This is a genomic window from Bartonella saheliensis (assembly GCF_902162175.1).
The window spans coordinates 1-20,349 of the sequence record NZ_LR607211.1; the positions used below are offsets into that span (position 1 = coordinate 1).

Annotated in this window: 23 protein-coding genes and 1 pseudogene; 15 read left to right on the plus strand and 9 right to left on the minus strand. The window is 39.9% G+C overall.

Annotated features, from left to right (window positions below; all coding sequences use genetic code 11):
* Positions 1-935: 935 nt before the first annotated feature.
* Both FS875_RS06055 and fumC read right to left on the minus strand, forming a co-directional pair.
* Positions 936-1,483: pseudogene (locus FS875_RS06055) on the minus strand (lyase family protein); the annotation flags it as partial.
* 165 nt (positions 1,484-1,648) lie between these two features.
* Positions 1,649-3,037: a class II fumarate hydratase gene (fumC, locus tag FS875_RS06060; RefSeq protein WP_144754471.1), complete on the minus strand. Its 1,389-nt coding sequence runs from the start codon at positions 3,035-3,037 to the stop codon at positions 1,649-1,651.
* A gap of 233 nt (positions 3,038-3,270) precedes the next feature.
* Here fumC and groES point away from each other — a divergent pair, with 233 nt between their 5' ends.
* Together groES and groL are read left to right on the plus strand one after the other, a co-directional pair.
* On the plus strand, positions 3,271-3,567 hold the full coding sequence (groES, locus tag FS875_RS06065; protein WP_005774667.1) for a co-chaperone GroES: 297 nt from the start codon (positions 3,271-3,273) through the stop codon (positions 3,565-3,567).
* Positions 3,568-3,629: 62 nt separating this feature from the next.
* The gene (gene groL, locus FS875_RS06070; protein WP_144754474.1) at positions 3,630-5,273 is read left to right on the plus strand and encodes a chaperonin GroEL; all 1,644 of its coding nucleotides are present in this window, start codon (positions 3,630-3,632) and stop codon (positions 5,271-5,273) included.
* A gap of 324 nt (positions 5,274-5,597) precedes the next feature.
* Here the strand turns inward: groL and FS875_RS06075 are convergent, their stop codons facing one another.
* Positions 5,598-5,849 carry a hypothetical protein gene (locus FS875_RS06075; protein ID WP_144754477.1) on the minus strand — a complete coding sequence of 84 codons (252 nt, stop codon included), beginning with the start codon at positions 5,847-5,849 and terminating at the stop codon, positions 5,598-5,600.
* 127 nt (positions 5,850-5,976) lie between these two features.
* Between FS875_RS06075 and FS875_RS10820 the strand changes: the two genes are divergently transcribed.
* The 3 genes from FS875_RS10820 to FS875_RS10180 all read left to right on the plus strand — a co-directional run bounded on the left by FS875_RS10820 (position 5,977) and on the right by FS875_RS10180 (position 7,480).
* On the plus strand, positions 5,977-6,102 hold the full coding sequence (locus FS875_RS10820) for a hypothetical protein (RefSeq protein ID WP_281282248.1): 126 nt from the start codon (positions 5,977-5,979) through the stop codon (positions 6,100-6,102).
* Positions 6,103-6,354: 252 nt separating this feature from the next.
* Positions 6,355-6,528 (plus strand): hypothetical protein, encoded by a 174-nt coding sequence (locus FS875_RS10175; RefSeq protein ID WP_166428891.1) that lies wholly within the window; start codon positions 6,355-6,357, stop codon positions 6,526-6,528.
* An 805-nt stretch (positions 6,529-7,333) separates the two neighbouring features.
* Entirely contained in the window at positions 7,334-7,480 is a 147-nt protein-coding gene (locus FS875_RS10180; protein ID WP_166428892.1) for a hypothetical protein, read from the plus strand.
* 413 nt (positions 7,481-7,893) lie between these two features.
* On the opposite strand, the gene FS875_RS06080 is transcribed toward FS875_RS10180, so the two are convergent.
* From FS875_RS06080 to FS875_RS06095, 4 genes are read right to left on the minus strand one after another with little or no spacing between them, the layout of a single operon-like run.
* Complete coding sequence (locus FS875_RS06080) at positions 7,894-8,094, minus strand: hypothetical protein (protein ID WP_144754480.1); 201 nt, start codon at positions 8,092-8,094, stop codon at positions 7,894-7,896.
* Positions 8,087-8,299: a hypothetical protein gene (locus FS875_RS10555; RefSeq protein WP_144754483.1), complete on the minus strand. Its 213-nt coding sequence runs from the start codon at positions 8,297-8,299 to the stop codon at positions 8,087-8,089. The genes FS875_RS06080 and FS875_RS10555 overlap by 8 nt, the downstream gene beginning before the upstream one ends.
* Positions 8,223-8,459, minus strand: coding sequence for a hypothetical protein (locus FS875_RS06090; RefSeq protein WP_144754487.1), 237 nt, complete (start codon positions 8,457-8,459; stop codon positions 8,223-8,225). Before FS875_RS06090 ends, FS875_RS10555 begins: the two co-directional genes overlap by 77 nt.
* On the minus strand, positions 8,456-9,118 hold the full coding sequence (locus FS875_RS06095) for a lysozyme (protein ID WP_144754490.1): 663 nt from the start codon (positions 9,116-9,118) through the stop codon (positions 8,456-8,458). Before FS875_RS06095 ends, FS875_RS06090 begins: the two co-directional genes overlap by 4 nt.
* 122 nt (positions 9,119-9,240) lie before the next feature.
* On the opposite strand from FS875_RS06095, the gene FS875_RS06100 reads away from it, so the two are divergent.
* Positions 9,241-9,435, plus strand: a complete 195-nt coding sequence (locus tag FS875_RS06100; RefSeq protein ID WP_144754493.1) for a hypothetical protein — start codon at positions 9,241-9,243, stop codon at positions 9,433-9,435.
* A gap of 624 nt (positions 9,436-10,059) precedes the next feature.
* Here the strand turns inward: FS875_RS06100 and FS875_RS06105 are convergent.
* Positions 10,060-11,016, minus strand: a complete 957-nt coding sequence (locus FS875_RS06105) for a YopJ/AvrA family T3SS effector serine/threonine acetyltransferase (protein ID WP_144754496.1) — start codon at positions 11,014-11,016, stop codon at positions 10,060-10,062.
* A gap of 1,938 nt (positions 11,017-12,954) precedes the next feature.
* A complete protein-coding gene (locus tag FS875_RS06110; protein ID WP_144754499.1) occupies positions 12,955-13,524 on the minus strand; it encodes a hypothetical protein in 570 nt (189 codons plus the stop codon).
* 1,246 nt (positions 13,525-14,770) lie between these two features.
* On the opposite strand from FS875_RS06110, the gene FS875_RS06115 reads away from it, so the two are divergent.
* From FS875_RS06115 to FS875_RS10560, 9 genes are all read left to right on the plus strand, one after another.
* On the plus strand, positions 14,771-15,289 hold the full coding sequence (locus FS875_RS06115) for a hypothetical protein (protein ID WP_144754502.1): 519 nt from the start codon (positions 14,771-14,773) through the stop codon (positions 15,287-15,289).
* The gene (locus FS875_RS06120; RefSeq protein ID WP_246067871.1) at positions 15,286-15,861 is read left to right on the plus strand and encodes a hypothetical protein; all 576 of its coding nucleotides are present in this window, start codon (positions 15,286-15,288) and stop codon (positions 15,859-15,861) included. The genes FS875_RS06115 and FS875_RS06120 overlap by 4 nt, the downstream gene beginning before the upstream one ends.
* Positions 15,862-15,934: 73 nt before the next feature.
* Complete coding sequence (locus FS875_RS06125; protein ID WP_144754505.1) at positions 15,935-16,519, plus strand: hypothetical protein; 585 nt, start codon at positions 15,935-15,937, stop codon at positions 16,517-16,519.
* Positions 16,516-16,713, plus strand: coding sequence for a hypothetical protein (locus FS875_RS06130; protein ID WP_144754508.1), 198 nt, complete (start codon positions 16,516-16,518; stop codon positions 16,711-16,713). The genes FS875_RS06125 and FS875_RS06130 overlap by 4 nt, the downstream gene beginning before the upstream one ends.
* Positions 16,714-16,717: 4 nt before the next feature.
* Positions 16,718-17,050 carry a hypothetical protein gene (locus FS875_RS06135; protein ID WP_246067872.1) on the plus strand — a complete coding sequence of 111 codons (333 nt, stop codon included), beginning with the start codon at positions 16,718-16,720 and terminating at the stop codon, positions 17,048-17,050.
* Positions 17,051-17,750: 700 nt separating this feature from the next.
* The gene (locus FS875_RS06140) at positions 17,751-18,116 is read left to right on the plus strand and encodes a hypothetical protein (RefSeq protein WP_144754511.1); all 366 of its coding nucleotides are present in this window, start codon (positions 17,751-17,753) and stop codon (positions 18,114-18,116) included.
* Positions 18,117-18,305: 189 nt separating this feature from the next.
* On the plus strand, positions 18,306-18,668 hold the full coding sequence (locus FS875_RS06145; protein WP_144754513.1) for a hypothetical protein: 363 nt from the start codon (positions 18,306-18,308) through the stop codon (positions 18,666-18,668).
* A gap of 22 nt (positions 18,669-18,690) precedes the next feature.
* Entirely contained in the window at positions 18,691-19,833 is a 1,143-nt protein-coding gene (locus tag FS875_RS06150; RefSeq protein WP_246067873.1) for a DUF6990 domain-containing protein, read from the plus strand.
* 231 nt (positions 19,834-20,064) lie between these two features.
* Positions 20,065-20,295 carry a hypothetical protein gene (locus tag FS875_RS10560; RefSeq protein ID WP_246067874.1) on the plus strand — a complete coding sequence of 77 codons (231 nt, stop codon included), beginning with the start codon at positions 20,065-20,067 and terminating at the stop codon, positions 20,293-20,295.
* Positions 20,296-20,349 lie beyond the last annotated feature (54 nt).

Sequence of the window (20,349 nt, forward strand, 5' to 3'; positions counted from 1 at the left end):
GTACATAATATATTATGCATAAATTAGTTAAAAAAATCTATATATAATTTCATTATGAAAAAATAAAATACGCGCGAAATCCATAATTTTTCAGTATTAAGCGTTTTTTTAAATGTGTTTATCTTGCTGCTTTCCCTTAAAAAATTTTAATTTTCAAGGATTTTTGGGGGATATGTTCTTGCAGTGTTCTCTGTGTTATATAAACCATTATGATGTAATTAATAAAATTTTATCTTGTTGAAAAATATTATTTCTAAGATATGAAAATACTTTTTTATTATTTATGTATAAATAAATTATCCATAATGGCTGTTATTTATGCTTAATATATGCTGAATATCACTGTCCTTCATCTTTAAAAAGGGCAGCGGGAGTTCTTCCTATTCTTTACTGCTTTTCAATATTGTGAGGGGCTTTGTATGACGATAGTCTTGGGGATGATAACCTTGAGGATTTGAGAAAAAGAGCCCCTTTTTTCAATTGTTGTTTATCGATATGCCATGCTTACTTATGACGATCCAAGCGCACCGTTTGGATTGATTCAATGGGATATTAAAAAGGGGGAGAATATTAAAAGGGGGATATGAACAATCATAAGGGGTGAAGGGGGAGCGTATTCTTCCGGTTTTCTTTCATGTCAATTTTCATTCAGGGCAAATGATGAACCATTCTTCTCGTTCGTTTCAACCAGAACGGGGATGAGATCCTAAAAACCGAATGTCATTGGCAATTTTAAAGAGATCAGCGGCTAAGGTATTTGCATTCTAGTGGCTTTTTCATAGGCAATTTCTGGGGCATGCGTTCCTTTTCATCAGAGCTAAAATGAAGATGAGAGTTTAAAAGAAATACTGTGGATAGCTATCATCGGGGCGCGGGCACCCCGATGGCTTTGAGGGATAAGGTTGAAGATGTTTTCCTCTTCTTTATCGGCTTCTTTATTGAGGAGCGATCATCTTTTTTAAGATCAACCAGCCGGTCATAATCTTCTCCTAAAAACACCTGCTTTGAGGGCTTCAGTGCGCAAAGTTGTATCATTTTTATACGCTGCTTTGGCAATTTCAGCGGCTTTTTCATAGCCAATTTCTGGGGCAAGAGCTGTGACCAACATCAGTGAGCGCTCCATAAGGGCGTGAATATGAACGCGATTGGCGCGTAATCCTTGAATGCAATGCATATCAAAAGAGCGCATGCAATCCCCAAGAAGCGTTATTGATTGTAAAACATTATAGCCAATAACAGGTTTATAGACGTTGAGTTCAAAATGTCCCTGACTGGCGGCAAAGGTGACAGTTGTATGATTGCCAAAAACTTGCGCTGCAATCATGGTCATGGCTTCACACTGGGTGGGGTTAACCTTGCCGGGCATAATAGAGGAGCCGGGTTCATTTTCAGGCAAGTTAAGTTCGCCTAAGCCAGAACGGGGATGAGATCCTAAAAACCGAATGTCATTGGCAATTTTAAAGAGATCAGCGGCTAAGGCATTTGCATTCTAGTGGCTTTTTCATCGCCAATTTCTGGGGCAAGCGTTCCTTTTCATCAGAGCTAAAATGAAGATGAGAGTTTAAAAGAAATACTGTGGGCAACTATCATCGGGGCGCGGGCACCCCGATGGCTTTGAGGGATAAGGTTGAAGATGTTTTCCTCTTCTTTATTGAGGAGCGATCATCTTTTTGGGATCAACCAGCCGGTCATAATCTTCTCCAGAAACACCTGCTTTGAGGGCTTCAGTGCGCAAAGTTGTATCATTTTTATGCGCTGCTTTGGCAATTTCAGCGGCTTTTTCATAGCCAATTTCTGGGGCAAGAGCTGTGACCAACATCAGTGAGCGCTCCATAAGGGCGTGAATATGAACGCGATTGGCGCGTAATCCTTGAATGCAATGCATATCAAAAGAGCGCATGCAATCCCCAAGAAGCGTTATTGATTGTAAAACATTATAGCCAATAACAGGTTTATAGACGTTGAGTTCAAAATGTCCCTGACTGGCGGCAAAGGTGACAGTTGTATGATTGCCAAAAACTTGCGCTGCAACCATGGTCATGGCTTCACACTGGGTGGGGTTAACCTTGCCGGGCATAATAGAGGAGCCGGGTTCATTTTCAGGCAAGTTGAGTTCGCCTAAGCCAGAACGGGGACCAGAACCTAAAAACCGAATGTCATTGGCAATTTTAAAGAGATCAGCGGCTAAGGCATTCAAGCTGCCATGGAAATGCGCAAGAGCACCATGATGAGCAAGCGCTTCAAATTTATTGTGTGCTGTCTTAAAGGGTATTCCTGTGAGAGTGCTGATGTGTTGAGCAAAGGCAACGTCAAAGCCTTTTGGGGCGTTGAGCCCTGTTCCCACAGCTGTTCCGCCTTGAGCAAGCATTTGAACATCAGCAAGGGCTGTTTCAATCCGATGAAGATTGGCTTCGAGCGCAACCCGATAACCTGAAAATTCCTGTGCAAGCGTTAAGGGGGTGGCATCTTGTGTATGAGTGCGTCCAATTTTGATGATGTCGGCAAACTCTTCTTCTTTTTTCTTGAAAGTGGTAATGAGTGCTTCAAGAATAGGAAAAAGATGTTGGCGTGTTTGCAGCGTGGTGGCAATGTGAAGTGCCGTGGGAAAGGAATCGTTGGAGGATTGACTCATATTGACATGATCATTGGGATGAACGGGCTTTTTGCTTCCCAGTTTGCCCCCCAAAAGCATGCTGGCATGGTTGGCGATCACTTCATTGACATTCATATTGCTTTGTGTCCCTGAGCCTGTTTGCCAAACAGAAAGGGGAAAATGGTCATCAAAAGCACCAGAGAGAACTTCATCCGCCGCTGCGACAATCGCTTTGCCGATCTTGGGAGAAAGTTTGCCTTTGTCCATATTGACAAGAGCAGCAGCTTTTTTCACAAGGCTTAGGGCATAAATGATGGTAAGAGGCTGCTTTTCACTGCCAATATTAAAATTATGCAGAGAACGTTCAGTTTGTGCTCCCCAATAACGATCTTGGCGCACCGAAATCGTTCCAAAGCTATCCGTTTCCTGACGTGTTTCAACCATGATATAAGATCCTTTATTTGTTCGCGGGTTCTTAAAAAAGTTAGATAACGCGAAATGGATAGAAGAAGCAAGACGTGGAAGCTTTATTTATAGAGAAATTATTTTATGGCTATCCTTGACATTGAGAAAGGCCGATTTTATATCTTGGATAGTGTTAGCACTCACACCTAGAGAGTGCTAGCAAGAACCTTCTAAGATTAATGCAATTATGTTCAGTTTTAAGGATTTAAAACATGGCTAATATACAATTCCGCCCACTTCACGACCGTGTCGTTGTTCGTCGGGTTGAATCTGAAAATAAAACCGCTGGTGGGATTATCATTCCTGATACAGCAAAAGAAAAACCACAAGAAGGCGAAGTGATCGCCGTTGGCAATGGCGCTCTGGATGATAACGGAAAGCGCGTGCCTTTAGAGGTCAAAACAGGGGACCGTATTTTGTTTGGAAAATGGTCTGGAACTGAAGTCAAGATTAATGGGGAAGACCTCTTAATCATGAAAGAATCTGACATTATGGGAATTATGGGCTAATTAAAAAAAACGCTCAATTTTTCATTATGTACTATTTAAAAAAAACTCCAAGGAGAAATTAAATGGCTGCTAAAGAAGTCAAATTTGGCCGTGAAGCGCGTGAGCGTTTGTTGCGCGGTGTCGATATCCTTGCTAATGCGGTTAAGGTGACACTCGGCCCTAAAGGGCGCAATGTGGTGATTGATAAATCATTTGGTGCACCGCGTATCACAAAGGACGGTGTGTCCGTTGCAAAGGAAATCGAACTAGAAGACAAGTTCGAAAATATGGGTGCGCAAATGTTGCGCGAGGTTGCTTCTAAAACCAATGATATTGCTGGGGATGGAACAACAACGGCAACTGTTTTGGGACAGGCGATTGTGCAAGAAGGCGTTAAAGCCGTTGCTGCGGGCATGAACCCTATGGATCTTAAACGCGGGATTGATGCTGCTGTGGATGAAGTGGTGGCTAATCTTTTCAAAAAAGCCAAAAAAATCCAAACTTCAGCAGAAATTGCACAAGTTGGAACCATTTCTGCCAATGGTGCTGAAGAAATTGGGAAAATGATTGCAAATGCCATGGAAAAAGTTGGCAATGAAGGCGTCATTACCGTGGAAGAAGCTAAAACGGCTGAAACCGAATTGGAAGTTGTGGAAGGAATGCAGTTTGATCGTGGCTATCTTTCCCCTTACTTTGTGACCAATGCTGAAAAAATGGTGGCGGATCTTGATGATCCTTACATCCTTATTCACGAAAAGAAATTGTCTAATTTGCAATCCTTGCTCCCAGTTTTGGAAGCGGTTGTGCAGTCTGGCAAACCTCTTCTTATCATCGCTGAAGATGTGGAAGGCGAAGCTTTGGCAACGCTCGTGGTGAACAAGTTGCGCGGTGGTTTGAAAATTGCTGCTGTAAAAGCACCTGGATTTGGTGATCGCCGTAAAGCAATGCTTGAAGATATCGCTATCTTGACATCGGGTCAGGTGATTTCTGAAGATGTGGGCATTAAGCTTGAAAATGTCACTTTGGATATGCTTGGTCGTGCTAAGAAAGTGAATATTTCTAAAGAAAACACCACCATTATTGATGGTGCTGGACAAAAGGCTGAAATTACTGCACGCGTTAATCAGATTAAAGCGCAAATTGAAGAAACAACTTCTGACTATGACCGTGAGAAATTGCAAGAAAGATTGGCTAAGCTCGCTGGTGGTGTTGCTGTTATCCGTGTGGGTGGGGCAACAGAAGTTGAAGTGAAAGAAAAGAAAGACCGTGTGGATGATGCCTTGAATGCAACACGCGCCGCTGTGGAAGAAGGTATTGTTGCTGGTGGTGGTACCGCATTGTTGCGTGCAGCAAGTGCGTTGAGCGTTAAGGGAAGCAATCCTGACCAAGAAGCGGGTATCAATATTGTTCGTCGTGCTCTTCAAGCACCTGCACGTCAAATTGCAACCAATGCCGGTGAAGAAGCAGCTATCATTGTTGGCAAAGTATTAGAAAATAATACTGACACATTTGGTTACAACACCGCAACGGGTGAATTTGGTGATTTGATTGCTTTGGGAATTGTTGACCCTGTGAAGGTGGTCCGTTCTGCTCTTCAGAATGCAGCTTCCATTGCAAGCCTTCTGATTACAACAGAAGCAATGGTTGCTGAAATGCCAAAGAAAGAGGCTCCAATGCCTCCAATGCCAGCTGGCGGAATGGGTGGAATGGGCGGAATGGATTTCTAAGCTTTTTTCCCCTAAAAAGAATAAAGAAACGGGTCGAAAAGACCCGTTTTTTTTGTCTATTTCTTTTACTTTTCACGCTCTTGAAAGGGGTTTTCTTTACATCGAAAAGAAGCTTTGCTCTCATTTCTTATCTTTCATGGCTATCTTTATGGTTCCCAATATACCGGGGCTCTGATGGTTTCACGAGCAGCATGGCATCTTTCATCTCTTTCATTTTATGCTTTTTTCTTGTCTTCCCATCCCCATCATTTTTCTCTTATTTCTTTTACAAAGCACACATTCTTATTGTTTTTTACATTTCAACGTTTTTACGATTTTGCAAATTTACAGAAAATAGTAGAAAAGATGAGATATTGCGCTTTCAAGCCCATTTCGCAATGGAGTTACTGAGTGGTGTGGGAGCTGTGGGGTTTGGTGCTGTGGTGCGGAGGGGGTGGTGCGTGGTACGAGGGTTGGTGCGTGATGTGCAAGGGGCTGGTGCTGTGGTGTGGAGGGTGGTACCAATTCAACCTTTTCCCCCTGTGCTTTTCCACTCTCTCCATTTTCTTCTATACTTCTATTCGTTCCACTCTTCATCCAATTATCTCTAATCCCTCATGCTCTTGATAAAGTGCACATCCTTTACGTTTCCACGTTTTTACGATTTTGCAAATTTACAGAAAATAGCAGAGAAGATGAGATATTGCGCTTTCAAGATTATTTCGTGATGGTGTTACTGAGTGGTGGTGGGGCTGATGCCGTGGTACGAGGGTTGGTGTGTGGTGTGCGTGGGTGGTGTTGTGGTGCAAGGGGGTGGTGTTGTGGTGTGGGGGCTGATGCCGTGGTGTAAGGGTTTGGTGCGTGGTACAGAGGTTGGTGCTGTGGTGTGGAGGGTGGTACCAATTCAACCTTTTCCCCCTGTGCTTTTCCACTCTCTCCATTTTCTTCTATACTTCTATTCGTTCCACTCTTCATCCAATTATCTCTAATCCCTCATGCTCTTGATAAAGTGCACATCCTTTACATTTCCACGTTTTTACGATTTTGCAAATTTACAGAAAATAGCAGAGAAGATGAGATATTGCGCTTTCAAGATTATTTCGTGATGGTATTACTGAGTGGTGGTGGGGCTGATGCCGTGGTACGAGGGTTGGTGTGTGGTGTGCGTGGGTGGTGTTGTGGTGCAAGGAGTTGGTACCGTGGTGTGGAGGTGGTGCCGTATAGTGTAGGAGGTGGTGCTGTGGTGCGGGGTTTGGTGCTGTGGTGTGGGGGCTGATGCCGTGGTGCAAGGGTTGGTGCGTGATGTGCAAGGGGCTGGTGCTGTGGTGTGGAGGGTGGTACCAATTCAACCTTTTCCCCCTGTGCTTTTCCACTCTCTCCATTTTCTTCTATACTTCTATTCGTCCCACTCTTCATCCAATTATCTCTAATCCCTCATGCTCTTGATAAAGTGCACATCCTTTACATTTCCACGTTTTTACGATTTTGCAAATTTACAGAAAACAGCAGAGAAGATGAGATATTGCGCTTTCAAGATTATTTCGTGATGGTGTTACTGAGTGGTATGGGGGTATGTGGGTTAGTGCCGTAGTGTAGGGGGTGATGTTGTGGTGCGAGGGTTGGTATGTGATGTGCAAGGGGCTGGCGCTGTGGTGTGGGGGCTGATGCTGTGGTGCGAGGGTTGGTGTGTGGTGCGGAGAAAAGCATACATCCTTTGCCTTTACATTTCCACGTTTTTACGATTTTGCAAATTTACAGAAAATAGCAGAAAAGATGAGATATTGCGCTTTCAAGCCCATTTCGCAGTGGAGTTACTGAATGGTATGGGGGTATGTGGGTTAGTGCCGTAGTGTAGGGGGTGATGTTGTGGTGCGAGGGTTGGTATGTGATGTGCAAGGGGCTGGCGCTGTGGTGTGGGGGCTGATGCTGTGGTGCGGAGAAAAGCATACATCCTTTACCTTTACAGTTAAACGTTTTTACGATTTTACAAATTTACAGAAAACAGCAGAAAAGATGAGACATTACACTTTCAAGCCCATTTCGCGATAGAGTGACTGAGTGGTATAGGGTGGTGCTGTGGTGTGGGGGGTGATGCTGTGGTGCGAGGGTTGGTGCGTGGTACGAGGGGTGGTGTTGTGGTACAAGGGGTTGGTGTGTTGTATAATACTCCCGCGAAGTGTATGGAACTTATAGGCGATGACCTTTATGTTTCTATGCTTCATAAATAAGGAGAGGAGTATTCTTTAGCATAATACGATTTCTGTTGCTCACGGACGCGTTTATTAAAAAAATCTTTGAATGATTTTAAATGCTTCGCAATGGTATGGATAATGAAGATAAAATTTTCTGTATATCAATATGTTGTTTAAAAGATCCCCGTTGGCATGTTTGTTTTCCCTGATTATTTTCTTTTGTTAGTTTAAATTTCTTTCCCATGTTTTTTTTAAAATCTCTTTTCATATTGATAGAATTAATGTCGCTATCATGCCTGAATGCCTGAAAATTCATTGCATAATCGTGTTTGTAAAGCGTGTAAAACTTTTCATGAGACGTGAAAAATCATGCATAATATCTTCCCATATTTTCAAAATAACAGATGTCTTTTAAAAGATTGAACACGTCTCATGTTTCATGATTTATTTTAGAGCTGAATATTCGATTTTTGTGTAAAAATACTTGCCAAGGCATCCATGATCCGGGAAAAATCAAGCGCTAATAAGATAATGATGAATATAACCCACTTCGTATAGCGTGACATTATTTTTACACTTTTATACGTCATGATGATTTCTTGAAGAATTTCTTTTTCCTTTTCTGTAAGCTCTGTCTGTTTTCTAGCCATGTTTCCACCCACACAAGCCTTCCCCTTGTTTGTTATGCTTTAAAATCTCTCTGGCGAGATTTGAACTGATGTTTGTAAGATCTTTTTGGTCTAAATAAATGGGCATCCAGCCAACACAGGATGAAGGCTCATTGATTGTTTTTATCGCGCAGCCAGTGGTTAAGAGCAGCGCGCACATCAGCATCACTTTTTTGATTAATTTCATTTTCTACCTCTAGTCGTGTTGTTGATGACTTTAGTATTTTTTCTGTTTGCTTTTGCTGTTCAATCTCCTTTCCAAGCCTAAAAGCTTTTGCTAAAGCGATAAAAAAAGCGGTCAGAGCCGCTCCTGTGATCATCAAATTTTTTTTCATCCATTCCATCATAAGCGTTGCTCCTGAAAGCGTTTGGCTACAAAGAAAATGCCAAAACAGGCGGCTAAAACCATGATGGTTGCCAACGCCCATTGAATGGGACCATTGCCTGCTAATAAGCCTCCAAGCCCAGAAAAAGAACCAATAATGGGGGGAAGTGCTTCTGCTTTGAGAAAACTCAAAGCTTCTTTTGTTTCAACCGTTTGATAATTGGAAGAAACATAAGCGCCTTTTGCCCATAACCCCGCTTCTGCTGCGCGACGATGTACAAGACCGTGAAGGCGTTTTCCACCCGATTTCGTCCATTTTTGTAATTCAGAAGGAACGGCTTCATATTCACTGTTATTGAGCTTTTTTAGCAAGGTCGACTTGCAAAAAGCCACTATTCCTACATTATAGCAAAACGATACGAGCGCGGCGAATTGTTCATCTGTTAAGGAAACCGTTACATTTTTTTCAATGGCATTCTCAAATTGTCTTAAATCTTGTAAAAGAACTTCTTCGGCTTCTTTTTCTGTGATGATCATGCCTTTGTGAACAAACGGTTTGCCAGCCGTACTGGTATGACCATAGCCGATTGTCCAAACCTCAACGCTATCTTTATAGGCTTCTAAACGCAATCCTTCCCATTGCTTAATGAGTGCAAGCCCTTCTGACGATATTTTTCTCATTTGCTTCTCCATAAAATAAAGCCTCACATGATTGTGAGGCTGGTCGATAGATTAAAAATGAATTTTTTCACGCTTCAAAAATAGAACAGACGTAAAATTCTGATGAAATCAAAAGGTTGGTCATGACATTTCTAGTGGATATTTCCAGTGGACATTCCAAGGGGGGATGGTTGGGGGGATTTTGGCTGATGGTGAGGATTGGTTTTGATTTTCTCTGTGTGCTGTTTTTTAAAAAAGGGTGTCTTGTTGGTGGGGGGTGGGGGAGATGCACGGGTATGGTTGTTCGCAAGAGTTTGAGTGAGAGGGAGTTTGTATAGAACGCTAGAAGATATTGCTCGTGCGGTAAGGCTGGTATGAGATAATACGAGGCATGTTCATTGTGGTGTTGGGGGAGGGGCTGGTGTGGGTAGTGATGCGGGTTTTAAGGGATGCAAACTTTCTGTATAAAGGGATGTGGCGTGTTATATTTTTCTCTTTTGAGAAAAGGATAGTGGTGCAAAAGAGTAAGATGTTTTGTGGGGGAAAAGAGGGGGGTGTTGATTGAGGTACGATAAGCGTATTTTACTTGCGGTTGTTTGATCTGATGGCATAAAAGTGCTTGAGATAAAGTGATAAGCTCAGAAAAATAAGCATGAGTATAGGCTTTGATTGAAGAAGAAAGCATTCAACTATTTTACTCGTTCAGCGTTCTGTCTATCTACATCAAGGATTATTGCAAACAAGAGCTTTGGAATTTTGATACGGTTTTAAGAAGAGCTGGTTTTGAGAGAATATTTGATAAGACAACAGCCTTTTGCTCTTAACAGACAAGTTGTTTGCTCTTTTTGCTTTACGAATGGAAAAGCTCATTTGCCAGCTCTTCTTAAACTTGAGAGGAATTTTAGCTATAAAGAAGTAGCGCTTTGTGCTTGATGAAGAGGAAATAGGGAAAAAGACTTAAATTACATCATCAAAGCTTTGTATTCCGTAATTCTTTTTTTGTGAGGAGAAACAGAGACGGTTTTTCCCTCTTTTTCGTTTAAGTTTTTTTCAAACCTTTCGGTTAGCGTTTCCCCTTTTTTGTTGACTTTTTCATGCGCGGCTTCTGGATTGGCTTTTAGATATTGTTCAAGACGTCTTCGCCCTTGCGCATGTTTATATAAACGAGAGGGAAGATAAGAATCTAACTTTTCAGGAGGTAGAGGTGTTTTTTGTTCACATAATACGCCCTTAATATTATCTTGGTGCATTCTTGTTAATTTATCAGATTCAAGATGAAGTTTTTTGGCAAGGTTCAAACTAAAAATCCCACATTCAGACGAGCTTCGCTGAATATCCATTTCTGCCATGGCAAAAGAATAAGAAGGCAGTGGAAAACTTGCAAGGGTTTGATTGATTTTTATCCCTAGTTTATAAGCACTAATATTATTGAACGTTGTCGGTTCAAACATGATCAAAGATATTTTGTCATCAATAACTTTATAATCCATTGCCGCAAAATGGATTCTGCTCCCCAAATTTACGATAAATTGGCAAGATTTTGCGCCGCTTTCGATTGTTTCTTTGAGTGCATGGGTCAGTTTTTCAGCGGTAAGAGCTAATTTGAGATTCATCCCTGGATATTTTCTGTTGGCTTTTTCTACGAGAGATGGCATCAGTCTAATATCGGTATCTTCATAATTAGCCAAAATCCAATGACCCGTGATGAGATCATCTTCTAAACCGGCAATAATCGCCTTTAATTCTTCAGAGCTAGGGGGAGCATTTTCTTCTTCTAGGGCGTTTTTTTGTAAACGGGCAATAAGGCTTTCTAAGGATTCATTGGTGCTCTGATCTTCTCGTGCATGTGCGCTTTCTTGTGCGCTTGCCCCTTCTGGTGTTGGGGATGAACGAGGAGGAGGTGAATCTTGTGGTTTCATACGATTAATTTTATCTCTTGATCATTGATCGGCAATATTATTTTCTTACATTTTGACCAAATGATGTTGTGAAAAAAAAGCACTTGTCTCTTGAAGATTAAGAAAAAAGTTATCTTTGCGATTTTTTACTTTTAAAACCAGAATCTTTCTTCGTTTTAAAAAAATCTGCGTGTTTTTTACAGCTGTAAAATCTGTAAAAGGTGGTAGAAATTTGCAGGTGTTTGCAACGTTTTTTATATCTTAAGTTCTTTTTAGTATCGGGTCCATTTCCATGAAGAGAGGACAGCCTTTTTTCAACAAATGTTCCCTGTGAAAGCCCTGGGGATTTTTTTCCGCGAAAAAGATCATTTTCGTCCTTTATGATCAAATTATTTTGCTATGCTTGTAAAACACTGTCCTTTGAGGGGGGATGTTTCTTAAAGATCGCTTGTGATGTGTTTTTTTAAAGGTGAGGACTCTTTTTAGGCTGGTTTGTTGTGCTTTAAGCCCGCAAATCGGATGGAAGGGATAAGCGCACTTTTGTGGGTCTCAAGTGTTCAGGTTGTCTCAGACCATTAACAGGGGGGCAACAGTGGGGGAAAGATATATGAGAGAGGTGTTTTTTTATAACAGAGGGGTGTCTGAAGAGAGGGACTGGTTTGTTATGCTTGTAAAACACTCTCCTTTGAGAAGTGTATGTTTCTTAAAGATCGCTTGTGATGTGTTTTTGTAAGGTGTGGGGGCTCTTTTTAGGCTTATTGATTGTGCTTTAAAGTTTTGAGTGAATAACATGGAAAAATTTTAAGGAGAAAGGTTTGAGGATCTCAAGTGTTTTTCTTGGCTTGAAAGGCATCATTTCTTTACAAAGCAATGTGGGTTTATAAGCCTCATGCCTTTAAGATGTAAAGCTTTACAGTGTGGGGCGGCTCAAAATGTACTGTGAATCGATAGAGATCGCTGTGTTCAGCTTATTACTGTTTGTATGTTGCGCGTCATTTTTGTGATCTCTTGCATCAGTGGTTTTATGGGGGAGTGGGTGCTTTATAGGGTGCTTTGTTGCGGGCGCTTTATGAGAAGGGAGCATGAAGCCAGGTTTCTCTGAATAGCTTAAAAAAAACTGAGTATATTTCAAAAGACTGGCTTGGGTGCGACAAAACAAAGGCAACTAAAAAAAATGAAAGCTATTCTTAAGCAGTAAATTTTTAACCCTTCAAACAGTTAATGCTTACCCCCTAAACAGTAAAATTTTATACAATTCTATACAGTATTGTTGTTACTTTATACAGTATTGTTTTTTTTATGTAATTTTTATTTTATGCATTGTCCCTCTCCATTGTTGCAAAATATACGGTTTTATAACAGATTTTATAAAACCTCTCACAACATGAAGACTTAACGATGAAGATTTAACAGTGATTTAATGATGAAATCTAGATGCAATACCCCTTTTACCGCATCTGTCATTAAATACGATTTTTCATCTTCTGTCAACAGAAAAACAATGATTTTTCCTTTTTTATCCTGGAAATAAAGCGATACGAAAAAAGCGCATTTATAGGGTGTATTTGGGAGTGTCCCTGGAAAATTATTGCCTTATATGGGAAAGTTTTTTTGATATGGCTTTTTGATGGGGTAAAGAACCTTTCTTTTAAAAAAGGAAGGGTATATGAGGAGGCAGCTTTTTACAACAAAAGAGTTTTTTTTGAAAAGAGGGACGGGTTTGTTATGCTCGTAAAATACTGTTCTTTGAGAAGTGTATGTTTCTTAAAGATCGCTTGTGATGTGTTTTTTTAAGGTCTAGGGGCTCTTTTTTAGGCGGGTTTGTTGTACTTTAAGCCCGCAAATCCTATTAAATTAAGGGAATGTTGTTTTCAAGTGTAATTGAGGTTTATTTTTTTAAATGGGCGTAGGGTTTTAGAAGCTTTAATCTTTAAAGGGGGGAGACAACCTTGGTGTTTCTTAGCGAATGCTCTTTTGGCTAGAACAGTCAAAATGTTTATAAAGGGCATCAAGAACAAGGCGCAGTGAGTCAACAAGCGTTGGTAGGGGCTGATCTTCACTAACAAGATATTGTAATGCCGCATGAAAGTTGTGTTGACGATGCAGATTTTGTGCTTCTTTAATCGCTTCTTGCATCGCTTCGTAACGTTGCGTTGCTTTTTCAACCCATTGATTTTTTGCTTTCTCATCAGAGGTGCTATGCTTAAAGCCGTCATAATAGCCGTTTGGCAAACCTTTGGCACATAAATAGTCGTTTCTGGTTTGTAAGTATTGTTGTGCTGTGTCATATTGCTCTTGACTGATGCCTGATGAATCCCCTTTATAGCCCAGCAAACAAAGACGTCCAATATAGCTTCCCACCAGTGGATTTTTCGCTTCTTGTAAGCTTAAGCCAAAGCGTTTGGCACGCATTTCAATGGTTGCTTGAGATGCTGACTTGCTTTGGCCTTTGGCGCGTGAAATACGACCATTAGGTTCTCTCTGTTTGCCGGTTATTTTCGGTCTACCGCGTTTTTTACCTATTTTCATGAATTTACCATTTGAATGAAAAAAAACTGTCTATTGCGGGGGACAGGATTTGTAAAAAGCACTTGAAAAAATACAAGAGGGAGAAAATACAAAAGAGAAAAAATACGAGGAGAAGAAACATACCGGGGGATATGAGCCGTTGCAAAACCAAAAAAAACGGGGTTTTTAAGGATAAAGAACAGCGACGTTGTAGGGCAAAAAAATCATCGCTAAGGTGTTTCATCCCATTTTTATTCTCGTCCCCATCATGCTTATCCTTATCTTTTTAGCAGTAATCGTGGATGATTTGCTTTCTATAGATTTCTCAACGGCTCGAGAAAAAAAGTGAAAAGAAATTTTCATTTACATGTGAATGAAAAAAATAAAGTCCCATAGGGCTTCTCCTTATTTTTTCGCATAAGTTTTTTGTCTCTTCTCATAGGTGTATGGGGGATGATAAGGGGCGTATTGAGGGATATAGAGGCTTTTATCTTTGAGCGCTGAACCCCCAGAAACTTGATCTCCATCACGCTGTTTGAGCCCTTATTCTTTCATAGAGCCCTCTTAATAAAGGTAGTCCTCTATAGAGGCGTTTTGCTGGAGGGAGAAGGGGGAAGAAAACGCTATAAAACAACCTTATTCATATTCATCATTATAACATAAGATGTCCTCTATTTTCAAATAAAATAATCAGTTATAAACTCAAAATAAAAGCTCAAGGATCAAGCGATTGGGTTTTATAATGTTCTTTTATTGCTCCTTTATAGAGGCTAAAATTTTCTTTTGCTGTTTTAATGGATCTCATTATGGGGAGAGGCTGTTGTTTAAAGGGGGCGATGCCCTATCCAAAGCAGCTGTATAAGAAGATCCCCAGAGAAAAGCGATATTTAAGAGAAAAGCGATATTTAAGAGAAAGGTGGTTTTTTTAAAGAAAAGGACGTTTATGAAGAGAGGCTTTTATAAAGCTGGGGGCTTATGAGAGATGAAACCTTTGTTTTTTCGCCAATAGGGTGTTTTTAAGTGGTGTGTTCTCAAAACAATGTCCTTTAAGGGAGAGGTTCTCTGGGGTTGCCATAACGGAAAAAGGCACGTTTATAAGTGTTAAGAGCTTATATTTTGTCAGATATTCAAGGAATAAAAAAAACACTGAAAAGAAACTATTCGTGCTTGCTTCATGATGAGAAGAGTGCTAAGCGGTTCCGCCACGCTGTTTCTTGTGTTTGCAAATATTAAAGCGTGGGTATTTTAGACGTGGGGGATTCTTCATATGATAAAAGATCAATCACAACAGCCATCTGCCTATGAGAAGAAGGCTTTTGTCTCACAATCCATATTGGATCAATCGGCCGCTTTTAAAAAGGGCATGGTTCTCTCAACAAAAGATTATGTCATCATTTGTTGCTTGGCTATCCTCTTGTTGGTGCTTTTTATTGCGGCTGTTTCTATGACGCCTTGGGAACTTTTTCACATTTCTAAGGAACAGCTGCAAGCAATGAAGCACCAAGATTTTCAAGAAGCGCTTCAAGAAAGTCTTCTACAGCCTTTTCAAAACAATCCTGCGATTGAATTTCTTCGTCATGTAGGATGGAATAGCATTTGGGCTTTTCTATGTTTTGTACCGCAGATTATTTTGGGCGTTCTTTTGGTATGCTTTTCACTCTTTTCTATTTTCCTCGCTATCTTTAAACGGGACGTGAAGGAAATGATGCAGCTTTGGGAAATATTGCCAAAACAGCAACAGCCAGACGCCATTCTCTCAACAGAATGCAATAGGGGGGGAAAATGACTGCTTTGTTAATGACTCTAGGAGGAAAATTGACTGTTTTTTTAATAACTTTATTATTGATCTCCTTAGTGACGACTATCTTTATTTATTCTGCATGGATCATGGTACTCTTTTCTACCGTGAAGATCATCTTGGCACTTTATTATTCTTTGATAAAACGGACAATCGTGTTCGTTAAGATGCGATGCAAACTAAACAAGAGTTCAGCGCAGAATTTGAGGCATTATCAGGCAGAGAACAGGGGACATACAGCCCTTGCAACACAGTTTAGTGCTCTTTCTTTTGAAGAATCTTTGGAACTTTCAAGAAAAGATTATAAAGTCATCTCTTGTATAGCTTGTATTGTGGTTGTGCTTTTCGCATGTGCTACGATTTTTTTATCTCTTCTCACAAAAGATACGATTCACCATAGTGGTGATAGTGGTGCGTTGGCTTTGTTTTTTATTGGTGCGCTACCATTTTTATTTATTTTGGTATGTAGTGCTTTCACTTTACCTGTCATTTTAATTCTCCATGGTCTCCTTCATTATGGCGTGAAAAAAACAGTCAAAAAATTAGAAACATTTGCTTGAGTAGAAGAATGAAAATAATGACTTCATTTCAAGGCGATAGAGAAAAAGGCGATAAAGAAAAAAAGGGAACATTATGATAAAATATTTGGCTTTTTTAGGGGTCTTCATTATTGTCATTTTGATGTTTATGGTCATTATCAGGCTTCCTTACCTGTTGATCAAGCATATGAGGGTGTCCTTTAAACTTGCTCGAGAATTGAAAAAGAATACGACGCAACAAAAGCAAGCCATACAACAGTTACGCAATGACTGGGAAGAAATGAAAAGACAGAATCTCACGCATAAGACCCTTGAGGAAAAAATGCGCTTGCTTAATTTCAAAGAATCTCTGCCTCTTTATGCAAAAGAATGTAAAATAATCTTTTTTACCTTTATTCTTATTTCTCTTCTACAAATTGCTTTTTCTATCGCAAAATTGGTATGGTGGGAGGATAGGATGGTTAGCTTTATAATGCCGCTTTCAAAAACGAGCATTATTTATAACCTTACATGGGTGGGAATTTTTCTCGTTTTTCCCATCATTGGGGTCATGTGCATAAAATTAACCAGAAAATTAAGAGAAACGCTTCTAAAATTGGACGAAGCCATAGAACAGCGCGATCAGGCAATTCGTATGCAGAATGCGCAAAATGAAAAAGAGCAAGGGGGAACAAAATGACCAGTAGTCTTATAACATTAGCAGTCTGTTCTATACTATTTTATACGCTCTTAAATGCTTTAATATGGGTGCCCATTGTTGTCATTTATTATCTGTTTATCAAGCGTGCGCGGCTCTATTGTCGTGTGAAAAAAGAATTAAAACGCGTGTTGAATGAACGCGATAGTGCCTTACAACAGATCGCCCAAAAGTGAAAAAATGAAAAATAGCAGCCTGTTTGATCAAAAAAAGCTTTCGCTTACTTTGGGCGACTATAAAAAAATATTCACTCTTTCAACCGTTATGGTGACACTTCCAACAGTTATTACTCTTATCGTTAAGATATGGAGAAGGAAAGACTTTTTTTCTGCGACACTCTTAGAGCCATTGGCATGGATGCTCGTTTGTATTTTTTTCTTCTTACCCATTGTTTTTATAATGCTTTTTATTGTAACTCATCAATTGAAGAAAATAATCCGACAACTGGAAGAAGAGGTTGAGCAGAAAAAAACACCGATGATCCTCTATCAAGAAAATGAGGGGGAAAAGTGAAGAAAAAGAAGAAAATAAAGCATTCTATTCTACATATATCTTAGGGCTTTCGCGCTTTAAGGGGCGGTGGTAAGACCCTTTGAGCACAAAAGACTTTATGAGCTTTTAATAGGAGGCTTTAAGACAAGCATAAAATCCATTTCCACCATGCTTTGATGATGGTTCAAGGGTAGGCTTTGGTAATGGCTTGATGATGCAAGCTGTTCTCAAGACAAATCAACGCGCAGCTGATTTTCTTGAACTGTTTTGTCTCTCTTCGTAAAAGGTGCTTATCTTAGGGAAAAACACTCCTTAGAATTTTAGAGCCAGAAACTGAACAAGTGGGCTTTTACAGGCAAGAGTGAAGGAGAAAGTGTACGATTATTCTATAGAGATGGTATTCTATGGGAATGGCATTTAATAGGGATGGTGTGCAATAGAGGTGGCTTTTATAAAAGGTAGCTTGAGAAGACAAAACAGACATTCAGACAATGAGGAAATAAGACAAATGAGAAGATATAAATGCGGAGGGAAAATATGCTCTTTAAAGCTAAAAGAAAAATGCTTTCTTGTTTTCATAAAAGATAAAGAAAAGGCAAGTAATTGATCGACAAGCCATTCATGGTGATAAATGGCCTTCATGATCAGGAACAAACATTATCAGGAACAAAGTTTTGATTTATGAAAATGGCCTAAAATTTTAGATAAATGAGGGAGAAAAATGAGACATAATGGGGGGAATTCAAGATCAGACCGGGGACCATCAGATCAGAAATTACGGGATTTTTCTTTAGAAAAAACATTTCTAACACGCAAAAATTATAAAGTTATCTTTTGCTTTGCTTTTATTTTTGAGGCTTTTAAAGTGGCACTTGTCCTGTTATTTGATTGGGATTTGACAGATTGGTGGAATTATAGTCTCTTCATTTTCATATTCATATTGATTGTTCTATCAGCGCTTCTTTTTTTATTGATCCCGGTTGTTTTTGTGGTTCGTGTTATTTTTACGCATTTGTTGAAAAAAAAGATTGCTCAGTTAAAGCAAGTAATTAGCCAAGCGGAGGAAAATTCCTTCTTAACAAAGTAAGTGCGTGGAGAGGAGGGCAAAATGAATATACATCTTTTTATCTTTTCATGCCTTGTAGAACGCCCTTTTATGGGCGTGATGTTTGATCAAGAGAAAAAATGAGCGGTTGATCGTGGTAAATTGAATTCATTGTAAGGACAAAAGCATCTTTTCATGAAAATAGCTTTTTAGACAAATGAGGGGTAAAAAATGAAGCACCATGAAAAAAATACAGCATGGGATGGGAACTCAAAGGTTTTTTCTTTGGAAGAAGCTTTTTTGACACGTAAAAATTATAAAGTCATCTTTTGCATGACTTTCACTCTTTCAACTTTGAGAACGGCTCTCTTCTTACCAGCATTGCTTGGGGTGAAGTTGACAGAGTGGGAAACCAGTGTCGCGGCTATTCTCTTCGTTATCATGCTGTTTATATTAGATTTAATTTTTATATTGATCCCGGTTGCTTTTGTGGTTCGTGTTATTTTTACGTATTTGTTGAAAAAAAAGATTGTTCAATTGGAGCAAGCAATTGACCAACGGATAGCGGCTACCTATCGGCAAACAAGCGTGTGAAGGGGAGGGAAAAATGAGAGATATGGATATCGTTGTCCTATTTTCATGGGGTGTGGGCGTGACGCTTTTTACACTGCTTTCTGCTGTGGTCATGATGTTTATTTGGGCATTGTATTATTCTGCTTTTAAGCGGGTGAGATTATATTGCCAAGTGAGGAAAGAATTAAGACGTGTGCTTAAACAATCGGTCGCTTTTGAGCCACTGAGTAGAGAAACACCGATGATGAAACCATCATTTGAGGAAAAAGAATTCAAAACCTTTTCTCTTGCTGATGAGGAAATTGTCACGCTGGAAAGTGCAACGGCGCTTTTAAAGAGTTTGGGGGGAAGGGTAGAAATTGAAGAAAAAGGGGATCATTTGGCAACCTTCTTTTTACCAGATCGTGAAGTGCAGTTTCTTTATAATGCTGAGAAGGGGTATCCGCAATTTGATTGTGCCATTGCGGTGGTTTCTGGTATCCATGCGGCGGCTTGCCAAACAATCGATCCTTATAATTCTGGAAGTTTGATTGCTCTTGAATTGAGTTTTGATCTGAAGGGATTAGAAATTTTTGAAGAAAAGATCAGTGCAGGGTGTTTACGCCATGCGCTTGAGAAAGCTTTAGAAAAGGCGATGGGCGAGGTTGATCTTGGCAACATGCTCCGCTCTCAATATCACATTCTTCCGTGGGAACACAAAGTTGAGAACCTTCAGTTTTCATCTTATGCGCTGCGTTATCTTGCAGCTCTAGCCTTGATAGGGGATGTTGAAACTTTAGATTCTCATCACAAAAGCTTTATGAAAGGTGAGAGACTGGGCTTTGAGACAAGCATTAAAGAAGAGCATTTAGAACGCGCGATAGCGATTGCTAAGGCGGTAGAAGAGACAAAACAGCCCAGTTATGATCTGCTTCAACAGACGGCAAAGAGTTTTTCTATGGAGGTGGAGAGTTATGACTATTTTAGAATCAAAGATCCAAATTTTTGCAATAGAAGACGCTCTGTTTATGAAAATTTGCTCGAGGAAAAAAGAGAAGAATTAAGGCAACAGGGATATACGGTATACGAAAAGGACACGATTTGTGAGATTGATGGAAAAAAAGCGCGTCCCCATATTCTTTACATGAAGGATGGGGAAGTAGAATATATGGATGTAAAATTTAAGATTGGTGAAAAAAATTATTGAGAAAAATAAAGCATTTAGGTAAATTACATAAAACGCAAAAATGACGCGTCAAAATAAGAAAAACAGAGGGGATCAATGCAGGAGAAAAACGCAATATTTGAAGAGTCTTTCTTTTCATGCAAAAAATTTAAGCTATCTTCAGTGGTAAGCGATAAAGGGGGAAAAAGGGATCAAATGATTGCTCACTCCTTTTTCATCATGTTTTGCACAATGTTTTATACGGGGCTTATCATGATGGCTTTAGACGTTCCTGCGGGTGCAAAAGCTCTGGTAGAGCCAGAGCAGTGGACAAGATGGGAGGGAATCGGGTCTCTTATTTTTCTCTTACCGGTATTGATTTGGTTTTGTCTTCTCACGCCTCTTCCAATCCTTTGGGGACTTCATCGTTTTAAAGAGCGCAAATTGAAAAAAATAAGGCAAAAGCTGAAAGAAGAAACAAAACCGCTAAAGATCTCTCGATAAGATGATCACCATGAAGCGTGAGATTATTGCCCTTTTTATTTTTTTTCTGCCGTT